Raw genomic sequence first — 11941 nt, forward strand, 5'->3', positions numbered from 1 at the left:
CCCGCACCGCGCGGGACGCGGTCCCGATCCTCGCGCGGCACGGCGGCCGGGCCCCTACGCATTCACCTGAATGCCCTACTCGATCACGTAGTAGCCGCATGAAACACCTCTCATCTAGCCTGACCGGAGCCGTTGTTTATTCGCGTACGAATGACAGGCGAAGGAGCGGAATTCAGTGGGGATGGCAGCTGAATCCAAGGCCCTCGAATTGACCGGCTACCAGCGCGACATCTGGGCGGCCGAAGCGCGCACACCAGGGAATTGCCAATTCAACGTACTGGTCCACGAGCGGCTGGAGGGCGCCGTGGACCGGGAACTGCTCGGCGCGTGCCTGGTCCGTGCGGTGCGCGAGCACGACGCCTTCCGGTTGCGGTTCGGCGAGGACGGCGAGGGGGTCCCCCGTGTCTGGCCCGCCTCCGACGCGCCGGAGGAGTGGACGCCGTCGTACGAGAGCGTCGACCTCTCCGGTGAGCCGGATCCCGCCGACGCCGTGCGGATCTGGTGCGAACAGGAGCTGGGCCGGCCGCTGGACGTCCGGGGCGGGACGTTGTTCCGGGCCGCTGTGCTCATCGAGGGGCCGGCCGCCGTCCACCTCGTCCTGACCTCGCACCACATCGTGACCGACGCCTGGGCGCTGAACACGATGACCTTGCGGATCCTTTCCGACTACCGTGCCCGCGCGGCGGGGCGAAATGACGCTCCGGCCGACCGGGAAAACGCGGCGGCTCCGGCGCGGCAGGCCGATTCGCCTTCGTACTGGAAATCCATTCAGGAGTTCAACGCGCCGTCCGACGACGCGGACAGCGAAAACGACCGCGCCTTCTACCGGAAATACCTGGCGGGGGTCGCGCCCGCGCTCTTCTCGCGTTCCGGAACGACGCCGCCCGGCCGCGGCCGGTACTCCTTCTCCGTCGACGAGGCGCTCGTCGGGCGCATCCTCGACGCCGGGGCCTCCCCCTTCGCCTACCTGCTCTCGGCGTTCGCGGTGTGCCTCGGGCGGATCCACCAGGAGAACGAGGTCGTGCTCGGCGTGCCCTTCCTGAACCGCCGGACCGACGAGGAGCGCGCGACCGTCGGCCAGTTCGCCAACAACCTGCCGCTGCGCATCCCGGTGGAGGGCGACCCGTCCCTGGTCGACCTCGCCGAACGCGTCCGCGCGCTGGTCGACGAGCTCAAGGAGCACGAGCGGCTCCCGTTCGGCGAGATCCTCCGGGAGGCGCCCGCGCGGGGTGCCGACAGCCGCCGGCTGTTCGACGTCACCGTCTCCTACCTGCGCTTCCCCCGGCCCGCGGAGATCCCGGGAGTGGCCCGGACCACCACCGTCATGGCCCCGGTCCACGCCGCCAACGCCCTGTCCGTCATGGTGCAGGCGTTCGAGGACGAGCCCGGTCTGCGCGTCGACCTGGACTACGCCGACGACGTGTTCGACGGGCACCTCACCGCGGAGGCGCTGGCCGGGCACGTCGAGCAGCTCCTGCGCCGCGGCCTCGACCTGCGGGACCTGTCGGTCGCGGAGCTCCCCATGCTGACCGACGACGAGTACGAGGACATCGTGCGGCACCGCCAGGGCGCCCTGGTGCCCTACCCGCGGGAGAAGACGCTGCACCAGCTCTTCGCCGAGCAGGCGGCGCGCACCCCGGACCTGACGGCCGTGGTCGACGACGCCTCCGGCACCACGCTGACCTTCGCCGAGCTCGACCGGCTGTCCAACCAGGTGGCGCGGGCCCTGCGCGAGCGGGGGGTCGGCCCCGGCGAACGCGTCGCCATCCTCGCGGAGCGCGGCCCGGAGCTGCTCCCCGGCCTCCTCGGCATCCTCAAGGCGGGCGGCGCCTACGTGCCCGTCGACCCCGGCTACCCGTCCGCGCGGATCCGGCTGCTCCTGGAGGACTGCCGGGCGAAGCTGGTCCTGCGCGGCGGGAGCGGCGGCGAGGAGCCGCCCACCGACGCCCCGGTGCTCCGGATCTCCGACCTGTACCGCGGTTCCGCCGAGCCGCTCGGCCGGACCTCGCGCTCCGACGACGTCGCCTACGTCATCTACACCTCCGGTTCCACCGGCCGCCCCAAGGGCGTCATGGTCGAGCACCACGCCGTGGGCAACCGGCTGATGTGGATGCAGCGCCGCTACCCGATCGGTCCGGGCGACACGCTGCTCCAGAAGACGCCCATCTCGTTCGACGTCTCCGTGTGGGAGCTGCTGTGGTGGGCCGTCCAGGGCGCCCGGGTGGTGCTGCTGCCGCCCGGCGGGGAGAAGGACCCCGAGCAGCTCGCGCGCGTCATACGCGAACACCGGGTGAGCGTGATCCACTTCGTGCCCTCGATGCTCGGCCCGTTCCTCGACCTGCTGGAGGACGGCCCGGACCGCCTCGGCGACGCCGGCTCGCTGCGCTCCGTCTTCTGCAGCGGCGAAGCGCTGCCGCCGGAGCGGGTCGCCCAGTTCAACCGGATCTTCGGTGACGGCGACGCGCCCCGCCTGGTCAACCTCTACGGCCCCACCGAAGCCGCGGTCGACGTGACCTACTTCGACTGCCCGCCCGCGTCCCACGGGCCGGTCACCCGCGTGCCCATCGGCCGCCCGGTGGAGAACACCACGCTCTACGTGCTCGACCGGCACGGCCGCCTCCAGCCCGTCGGCGTTCCGGGCGAGCTGCACATCGGCGGTGTCCAGGTCGCCCGCGGTTACCTCAACCGCCCCGAACTCACCGCCGAGCGCTTCGTCGAGGACCCCTTCAGCCCCGGTGGCCGCCTCTACCGCACCGGGGACCTGGCCCGCCTGCTCGCCGACGGCACCATCGAGTACCTGGGCCGGTCCGACGACCAGGTGAAGATCCGCGGCAACCGGGTCGAACTGGGCGAGGTGCAGAACGCGCTGGTCGCCCTGGACGGCATCCGCGACGCCGTGGTCGTCGACCACCGGCCCGGCGGCGGGCGGGGCCCGGTCCTCGTCGCCTACTGCACGGCCGACGGCGACCTCGACCCGGGCCGCCTGCGGTCGGCCCTCGGCGACGTGCTGCCCGGCTACATGATCCCGTCGTACTTCGAACGGCTCGACCGCCTCCCCCTCACCCCCAACGGCAAGGTCGACCGCAAGGCGCTGCCCGCCCCGTCGATCGGCGCGCCCGACGACGGGGACGACGCGCCGCGCAACACCCACGAGGCCGTGCTCGCCGACATCTGGGCGCAGGTGCTCGGCACCGACCGGGTCGGCGTCCACACGGACTACTTCGTGATCGGCGGCGACTCGATCAGCATGCTCCGGGTGCGGGCGCTGGCGGAGAAGGCCGGCATCCGGTTCACGATGGACGACTTCGTCCGCAACCCCACCGTGGCGGCCCTGGCGGAGTGCGCCGAGATCTCGGCGGCCGCGGGGCCCGACGACCGGACCGCCTCCGCCGCGCTGCGCCCCTTCGGCCTGGTCTCCCACGTGGACCGGGCCCGCCTGGAGACGTACGAGGACGCCTACCCGGTCACCCGGCTCCAGCTCGGCCTGCTGTTCCACAGCCGCGAGAAGCAGGACTCCGCGACGTACAAGGACGTCTTCCGGTACAGCCTGGCCATGCCGTGGGAGGAGCCGGCGTTCCGGACGGCCTTCGACCGCCTCGTCCGGCGCCATCCGGTGCTGCGGTCGTCGTTCGCCCTCGCCGGGTACTCCGAGCCGCTCCAGATCGTCCACTCCACCGTCGAGGGCGGGCTGGACGTCGACGACCTGCGGGGCGCGTCCGCCGAGGGGGCCGAGGCCGCCATCGGCGAGCACGTCGCGCAGCGGCGCCGGTACGACTACCGGTTCGACCGGGCGCCGCTGTACCACTTCCGCGCGTTCGTCCTGCCCGACACGGTCGAGCTGGTCTTCAGCTTCCACCACGCCATCCTCGACGGCGGCAGCGTCGCCAACCTCGTGTCCGAGCTCCTGCGGGACTACGGGCACCTGCTGGGGCTGGACCTGGAGCCGGTACCGGACGTCGTGCCGCCCTCGGCCGCGCTGCACGTCGCCGAGGAGCGCGCGGCCATCGACGCGGAGGCGAGCCGGGCCTACTGGCGGGCCGAGCTCGCCGGCGCGACGCAGCCGCACCTGGAGAGCTTCCGCCCCCACGAGGCGCCCGGGACGGACGAGCGGACGGAGTACGACCTGCGGTTGCCCGCCGACCTCGCCGGGGCCGTGCGCGCCACCGCCCGCGACCGGCGGGTTCCGGTGAAGGCGGTCCTGTTCGCCGCGCACGTCCTGCTGCTGCGCGCCTTCTCCGGGCAGACGGACGTCACCACCGGTCTGGTGACCCACGGCAGGCCGGACGTCGACGGCGCCGAGCGCACCTGCGGCCTCTTCCTCAACACCCTGCCCCTGCGGCTCACCGCGGAGGCGGACGCGTGGTTCGACGTCGTGCGGCACGTGGTGGACCGGGAACGGGAGAGCTACCCGCACCGGCGGGTGCCGCTCGCGGTCATCCAGGACGATCTCGGCCGTCCGTCACTGGTCGACACCTTGTTCAACTTCATCCACTTCCGTCAGCTCGGTGAGGTCTTCCGGACGCCGGGGATCGACGACCGCGGCTTCGCGGTCTGGGAGGAGACCAACTTCTCCCTGGTCGTCAACGCCATGGTCGACCCGGTGGACGAGGGCATCCGGCTCCGCCTGGACTTCTCCGGCCGGACGTTCACCCCCGCGCAGGGGCGGCTGTACACCGACGCGTACGTCCGGATCCTGCGCGAGATCGCCGAGCACCCGGACGACGCCGTCGAGTTCGGTTTCCTCGCCCCCGCCCCCCGGGCCCCGCGGACCGAGCGGCCCCGCACGAACGTGGTGCGCGCCTTCGAGGCCCAGGCGCGCCGCTCGCCGCAGGCGGAGGCGGTCGTCTCCGACGGCCTGACGTGGACCTACGCGGAGCTGGACCGGATCGCCACCCGGGTCGCCGCCGGCCTGCTGGACGCCGGTGTGCGCCCCGGCGACCGCGTGGGCATCGCCATGGGGCGGTCGCCGCAGACCGTCGCCGCGATGCTGGGCACCGCGAAGGCCGGGTGCTCGACCATGCCGCTGGACACCGCCTATCCGGTGGACCGGCTGCGGGCCATGATCGAGCAGGGCGGGCCGGCCTGCGTCGTCGTCGACGCCGAGCACCGGGACCTCCTGGAGCCCACGGTCCGGATGGTCTCCTACGACTCGCTGGCCGACACCGACCGCACGGCCGAGCTGCCGGAGATATCCGAGGACGACGAGGTGTACCTGCTGTTCACCTCGGGCTCCACGGGACGGCCGAAGGGCGTGTCGGCACCGCACCGCTCGATGTCCAACCTGGTGGCCTGGCAGAACGGGATCCCCAGCACCGCCGAGGGCGGCCGGACCCTGCAGTACGCCCCGCTCAGCTTCGACGTCTCGTTCCAGGAGCTGTACTCCACGCTGTGCGGCGGCGGCACGCTGGTCGTCATCGAGGAGGAGCTGCGGCGGGACATGCCCGGACTGCTGCGGCTGATGGACCGGGAGCGCGTGGAGCGCATGCACCTGCCCTACGTGGCCCTCCAGCAACTGGCGGAGGCGTCCAACGCCCTCGGCCTGGTGCCGCGGAGCCTGCGCGTGCTGTGCTCCTCGGGCGAGCAGTTCCGGATGACGGACGAGATCCGCCGCTTCTGCGCCTCCCTGAAGGACCTCGTGCTCGACAACCACTACGGCCCCACCGAGACCCACGCCGCGGCGTTCTACGAGATGACCGGCGAGCCGGGGACCTTCCCCGCGCTGCCTCCGGTCGGGCAGCCCATCCACGGGGCCCGGCTGCTGGTCCTGGACACGGGGATGCGCCCGGTCCCGGTCGGGTGCCGGGGCGAGATCTACATCGGCGGAGCCGGTCTGGCCAGCGGCTACGCCGGGCGGCCGGACCTGACGGAAGAACGGTTCGTGCCCGACCCGGCCGGGGACGGGCTGCTCTACCGAACCGGTGACGTCGGCATGGTGCTGCCCGACGGGAACGTCGCGTGCCTCGGCCGCGCCGACCGGCAGGTCAAGATCCGCGGCTACCGGGTCGAACCGGCGGAGGTCGAGCTGGTCGCCGCCGAGGCCGCGGCGGGCGACCCCGACGCGATCACCGACATCGCCGTGGTCGCCCGGCGCAACGCGGCCGGCGACGCCTTCCTCGCGGCCTTCCTGGTCGGCGACGCCGAGCGCGCGGACCTGGACGGGCTGCGGCGGCACCTGCGCGCGAAGCTGCCGGAGTACATGGTGCCCACGCACTTCGCCTGGCTGCCCGCCATCCCGCTCACGCCGAACGGCAAGCGCGACGAGGCCGCGCTGCGCGAGATGCCGCTGGCCCACGAGGAGCGGACCGGCCGCGTCGCCCCGCGGGACGCCCACGAGCGGGCCCTCGCGGAGATGCTGGCCGACCTGCTCCAGATCCCCGAGGTGGGCGTGCACGACAACCTGTTCGACCTCGGCGCCACCTCGATCACGGCGATGCGCCTCGTCGTCCTCATGGAGGAACGGTTCGGCACCGTGGTCCCGCTGTCGGACTTCATCGTGGCGCCGACCGTGGCCGAGCTGGCCGAACGGCTCCGCTCGGCGGGCACCGCGACGACCGGGTTCGACCCGCTGGTGGCGATCCGGCCGCAGGGCACCCGGCCCCCGCTGTTCTTCGCGCACCCCATGGGCGGCAACGTGCTGTGCTACATGCCGTTCGCCAAGCACCTGCCGGAGGACCAGCCCTTCTACGCCTTCCAGGCGGCCGGGGCGGACGTCGGCACGGAACCGGTGCGCGGCATCGAGCGGCTCGCGGCCAACTACATCGAGGCGATGCGCCGGGTCCAGCCGACCGGGCCGTACCACATCGGCGGCTGGTCCTTCGGCGGGTTCGTCGCCTTCGAGATGGCCCGCCAGCTCCACGCCGCCGGAGAGAGCGTCGGGTCGCTGATCCTGCTGGACACGACGGCGCTCAACCCGGGGCGGCGGCCGTGGACCGACGACGAGGCCCTGCTCGGCTGGTTCTTCTGGGAGCTGCTCTGGCTCCAGCACGGCAGCGCCACGGCCGGGGACCTCCTGCCGCCCGGCCTGACCACGCTGGACGAGAAGTTCGCGTTCATGACCAAGCTGGCCATCGACGAGGGCGTGCTGCCCGCGGGCAGCGGCGACGCCGTCGTACGCCGGCTGTTCCGGGTCTACGAGGCGAACTGGCGCGCGGCCTTCGCCTACCGGCCCGGCGTCGTGGACTACGACATGGTGCTCATCCGGGCCCGCGATCCGCTGCCCGGCGTCCTGCTGGAGATGCACACCGCCATCGACAGCATGCACGCCGACCCGACCAACGGATGGCGGGAGCGGACCGCCGGCCGCCTCTCGGTGGTCGAGGTCGAGGGCGACCACCTCACGATCATGGAGGAACCGCGCGTGTCCGACATCGTCGGCACGGTGCTCGGGACCATCCGACTCCAGACGAGCGAAAGCGGGCAGCGCTGACATGAATGGGACAAGGACGGCCATCGTCGTCGGTGCGGGCATCGGCGGACTGACCACGGCCATCGCGCTGCGGCGCGTGGGCTTCGACGTGGAGGTGTTCGAACGGGCCCCCGAGCTCAGGGCCGCCGGGTTCGGCCTCTCCGTGATGAGCAACGCCACGGCGGCGCTCGCCACCCTCGACATCGACCTCGGCCTGGAGAAGCGCGGCCGGGTGATGGAGACGTACCACGTCAAGGACTGGAAGGGCAGGCTGATCCGGGAGTTCCCCTTCCCCGAGATCACCCGGCGCATCGGCGTCCCCTGCGTGTGCATCAGCCGGGCCGACCTGCTGGCCGCGCTCCTCGACGAGGCGGCGGACGTGCCCATCAGGCTGAACGCCGCCGCGGAGCGGTTCGAGGTGGCCGGTGACCGGGCACGGGTGCGTTTCACTGACGGGCAGTGGGCCGAGGCCGACCTCCTGGTCGGCGCCGACGGGTTCAACTCGGCCATCCGCCGGCAGCTCACCGGGCCGAACGAGCCCGTCCGCGACAGCGGGTACATCGCCTGGCTGGGCATCACCGAGTACAGCCACCCGCGGTTCGCGCCCGGCTCCGTGGTGCACCTGTGGGGCGACGGGATGCGGTTCGGCCTGGTCGACATCGGCCGGGGGCGCCTCTACTGGTGGGGCACGAAGAACATGCCGTTCGAGGAGTCCAGCACCTGGAGCGGGGGCAAGGCCGGGGTGCTCGCCGCCTACTCCGGCTGGCCCGACGAGGTCCGGGAGGCGATCCGGGTGACGCCGCCCGAGGACCTGCTGACGCTGAACACCAAGGACCGCCCGTTCCTCCAGCCCTGGGGCACCGGCCCGGTGACCCTGCTCGGGGACGCCGCCCACCCGATGCTCACCAGCCTCGGCCAGGGCTCGGCCATGGCGATGGAGGACGCCGCCGTCTTGGCGCAGCACCTGCAGCACGCCCCGGACGTGCCGAGCGGGCTGCGCGGCTACGAGGCCGCGCGGTACGACCGCACCCGGATGATCGTGGAAGCCACCCGGTCGATCAGCGACTTCGAGCAGTCGCAGGGACCCGTGCGCCGGCGGGTCCGCGACGGGTACTTCCGGTGGATGTCGCACCGGAACCTGGTCGGCAAGCTCGAACCCGCCCTGACCTTCCCGGGCGCGGGCCTCCTCCCCGACGTGGACGAAGGGACGAACCGATGACGGGACGGACGGTGCGCGGGGGCCTTCCGGCGAGGAGGCGCCTCCCGGCACACGGAGCGGTCGTCGTCACCGGCGCCTCGTCGGGGCTGGGCCGGGAGTGCGCCCTCGAGTTGGAGAGCCGCGGCTTCCACGTCCTCGCGGGGGTCCGGCGGAGCGAGGACGGGGAGAAACTGCTCGCCGAGTCGCTGTACGGCCGGCTCCGCCCCGTCCCCATCGACATCACCGACGACGCGTCGGTGCGGGCCTCGGCCGAGCTCGCCGCACGCGAGTACGGCGGGCTGCGGGGCCTGGTGAACAACGCGGGCATCTGCGTCCCCGGCCCCCTGGAGTGCGTGGACAGCGACCAGTTCCGCCGGCAGCTCGACGTCAACGTGGTCGGGCACCTCGGGATGGTCCGCGCCCACCTGCCGCTGCTGCGCCAGTCGCGGGGGCGGGTCGTCAACGTCACCTCCGGCCTCGGCAAGGCCGCCGTCCCGTTCCTCGGCGCCTACTCCGCGGCGCAGTTCGCCAAGGAGGCGCTGAGCGACGCCCTCCGGCGCGAACTGGCGCCCACCGGCGTGCGCGTGTCGATCGTGGCGCCGGGCGCCATCCTCACGCCGATCTGGAACAAGGTGTCCGAGGCGGGCGACCGGGTGCTGAGCGACGCGCCCCCCGCGGTGGCCGAGCTCTACCGGTCCGCCTTCGGGGCGTTCATGGAGGGCAACGGGCAGCAGGCCCTGGCGAGCAGGACCACGCCCGAGGACTTCGCCCGCGCGGTCGTCCGCGCCCTGACCGACGTACGCCCCCGCACCCGGTACTGGGTCGGCGCGGACGCGCGCAACATGGGCCGCTGGGCGCGGCTGCTCCCCGACGCCCTGCTGGACCGCCGGTTCAGCGGGATCACCGCTTCCGTGGGAGCGCCCGACCCGGTGGACCGGCGGCAGGGGTAGCCGCCCGGCCGGGGCGGACTGCGCATTCGAGTAGTACCGAATGGATTCGCTGGACGCGCCCCGGCCCCCTGGATAGCGTACGCAGCGTCGAGTTCACGAAGAAACGTCGATCGAATAATTCACGGCTGAAACCCCGCCGACAAAGCTCCTCCCGCCGGAAATTCCGCGAAGAACACCTGCCCCCTTCACACCCAGGGAAGAAGGAATGGTCACGGAGCGAGAGTTCAAGGATTTCATGGCCGATGTCTGCACCCCGGTGGCGGTGGTCACGGCGATGGCGGACGGTCGGCCCCACGGCACGACGGTCGGTTCGCTCGCCTCGCTGTCCCTGCGTCCGCCCATGGTGACCATCGCACTGGACCACCGCTCCGCCCTGCTGCCGAAGATCCGGCGGACCGGCCGGTTCGGCGTGAACCTGCTCGGTGCCGGGCAGGCCGCCGTCGCGGGAGCGTTCGCCTCCCCGGTCGCCGACCGGTTCGCCGAAGTCGAGTGGTACATGGACGAGGGGCTGCCGCGGCTGCGGGACGCGCCGGGCTGGCTCGTGTGCCTCCCGAAGCGGTTCGTCACCGGCGGGGACCATCTGCTGTTACTCAGTCTGGTGGCCCGCGTCTCCGGCGCGCGGGCCGCCGCGCCCCTCGTCTACGGCCGCCGGATGTTCGGGACGCACTCCGCCTTCGCGGACCGGCAGAACACTTCCATCACCGACCAGATAGCGGCGTTCGCCCGCTGATATGGAGAATTCCATGACCGTCACCCCAGAAGAAAAGACCCCTGTTTCTCCGGCGTCGTCCGACCTGCTCTGCAGCGCGCGCGAACTGGTTCCGCTCCTCGCCCGCAACGCCGAACAGGCGGAGCGCGACCGCAGGCTTTCCGAGGAAACCATGAAGTCCCTCGTGGGCGCCGGCATGTTCAAGCTGGCCGTGCCCAAGCGGTACGGCGGCTACGAGGCGTCCCTGCGCACCCTGATCGACGTGTCCGCGGTCCTCGCCGAGGGGGACGGCAGCAGTTCGTGGGTGGTCTCGGTCTGCAACTCGGTGGCGTGGGTCGTCAGCCTCTTCCCCGAGCAGGCCCAGGACGAGGTGTTCAAGGCCGACCCGGAGGCGAAGGTGTCCGGTGTGCTCACGCCGAGCGCCACCGCCCACCGCGTCGAGGGCGGCTTCCGGGTCTCGGGCCGGTGGCACTACGCCTCCGGTGCCTGGCACGCCGACTGGGCCCTCATCGGCTTCCCCGTCCCGGACTCCACCGGACAGATCGTCGACCAGGGCATGGCGCTGGTGCCCGCCACCGACTACACGGTGGAGGAGAGCTGGTTCGTCGCGGGCATGCGCGCCACCGGCAGCAACTGTCTGGTGGCCGAGGACATCTTCGTACCGGAGCACCGGGTCCTGTCGGTGCCGAAGGCGATGGCGGGCGAATACCCGCCCCAGCGGTCCGGCGGCAGCCTGCCCCGCGCGGCCATCGCGCAGTTCCTCACCGGGGCCCCGCTGGTGGCTCCGCAGCTGGGTCTGGGCCGCGCGGCGCTGGAACTGGTCAAGACCAGGTCCGCCGCCAAGGCCATCACGTTCACCTTCTTCGAGAAGCAGCGCGATTCGGCGGCCTTCCAGCTCCAGCTCGCGAAGGCGACACAGAAGATCGACAGCGCGCACCTGCACGTCCGGCGCGCGGCCGACGACATCGACGCGGCGGCGGCGCGCGGCGAGGCCCTGGACCCGCTGAGCCGGCTCCGGGCGCGGGCGGACCTCAGCGGCGCGGTCGGGCACGTCACCGAGGCGATCGACCTCCTGCTGACCGCGCACGGCGCGGGCAGCTTCGCCGACGCCAACCCGCTCCAGCGGATCTGGCGGGACTCGGCCGTGGGCGCCCGGCACGCCATCCTCCAGCCCCAGATGATCGAGGAAATGTACGGCAAGGCCCTGCTGGGCGTCGAGGAGCAGATCTCTCCGCTCGTGTGACGCGGAGACCACAGAGAGGAGACGGCCATGGCCGCGCACGCGTACGACACGAAGCGGGCGAACTGGCAGCAGTTCGCCGACACCCGCATCTACATCGGTGACCTGGCCGACGACGGGGTCCCGAAGTCGATGGGCGCCGGATACGCCTGCCTGCACCCCGGCGACGTCATGGAGTGGGTGCCCAGCTACGACGAGTTCATCGTCGTCCTGTCCGGGCGGTTCGCCGTGGACTTCGAGGGCGGTTCGGTGACCGCCGGCCCGCACGAGATGGTGTGGGTGGAGAAGGGCGACCCGGTCACGTTCCGGGCCGACGGGGAGGAGGTCCTGCTCGCCTTCGGCACCAACCCGCCGTGGCAGACCACCCCGGAGACCCGGGCGAGCGCCGCCATGTTCCGGCCGCTCTCCGCGTCACCCGTCGACTGACCGCCGGGGAGCA

General features: G+C 72.4%; 6 protein-coding genes. All 6 read left to right on the forward strand.

What is annotated here, in order from left to right; translation table 11 throughout:
* The first annotated feature begins 181 nt into the window (after positions 1 to 181).
* The 6 genes from AC07D6_RS10725 to AC07D6_RS10750 all read left to right on the forward strand — a co-directional run bounded on the left by AC07D6_RS10725 (position 182) and on the right by AC07D6_RS10750 (position 11928).
* Positions 182 to 7426, forward strand: a complete 7245-nt coding sequence (locus AC07D6_RS10725; RefSeq protein ID WP_479043339.1) for an amino acid adenylation domain-containing protein — start codon at positions 182 to 184, stop codon at positions 7424 to 7426.
* A gap of 1 nt (position 7427) precedes the next feature.
* Positions 7428 to 8624 (forward strand): FAD-dependent monooxygenase, encoded by a 1197-nt coding sequence (locus tag AC07D6_RS10730; RefSeq protein WP_315877396.1) that lies wholly within the window; start codon positions 7428 to 7430, stop codon positions 8622 to 8624.
* On the forward strand, positions 8621 to 9553 hold the full coding sequence (locus AC07D6_RS10735) for an SDR family oxidoreductase (RefSeq protein ID WP_479043340.1): 933 nt from the start codon (positions 8621 to 8623) through the stop codon (positions 9551 to 9553). The genes AC07D6_RS10730 and AC07D6_RS10735 overlap by 4 nt, the downstream gene beginning before the upstream one ends.
* 205 nt (positions 9554 to 9758) lie before the next feature.
* Positions 9759 to 10283 (forward strand): flavin reductase family protein, encoded by a 525-nt coding sequence (locus tag AC07D6_RS10740; protein WP_479043341.1) that lies wholly within the window; start codon positions 9759 to 9761, stop codon positions 10281 to 10283.
* A gap of 13 nt (positions 10284 to 10296) precedes the next feature.
* Positions 10297 to 11505: an acyl-CoA dehydrogenase family protein gene (locus AC07D6_RS10745; RefSeq protein ID WP_479043342.1), complete on the forward strand. Its 1209-nt coding sequence runs from the start codon at positions 10297 to 10299 to the stop codon at positions 11503 to 11505.
* A 27-nt stretch (positions 11506 to 11532) separates the two neighbouring features.
* Positions 11533 to 11928, forward strand: coding sequence for a hypothetical protein (locus AC07D6_RS10750; RefSeq protein ID WP_315877400.1), 396 nt, complete (start codon positions 11533 to 11535; stop codon positions 11926 to 11928).
* The last annotated feature ends 13 nt before the right edge of the window (positions 11929 to 11941 follow it).

This window comes from Streptomyces sp. NPDC045287 (assembly GCF_056432325.1).

Coding starts and splice junctions, on each gene's coding strand:
- AC07D6_RS10725 (WP_479043339.1), top strand. CDS start 182: ATGGCAGCTGAATCCAAGGCCCTCGAATTGACCGGCTACCAGCGCGAC.
- AC07D6_RS10730 (WP_315877396.1), top strand. CDS start 7,428: ATGAATGGGACAAGGACGGCCATCGTCGTCGGTGCGGGCATCGGCGGA.
- AC07D6_RS10735 (WP_479043340.1), top strand. CDS start 8,621: ATGACGGGACGGACGGTGCGCGGGGGCCTTCCGGCGAGGAGGCGCCTC.
- AC07D6_RS10740 (WP_479043341.1), top strand. CDS start 9,759: ATGGTCACGGAGCGAGAGTTCAAGGATTTCATGGCCGATGTCTGCACC.
- AC07D6_RS10745 (WP_479043342.1), top strand. CDS start 10,297: ATGACCGTCACCCCAGAAGAAAAGACCCCTGTTTCTCCGGCGTCGTCC.
- AC07D6_RS10750 (WP_315877400.1), top strand. CDS start 11,533: ATGGCCGCGCACGCGTACGACACGAAGCGGGCGAACTGGCAGCAGTTC.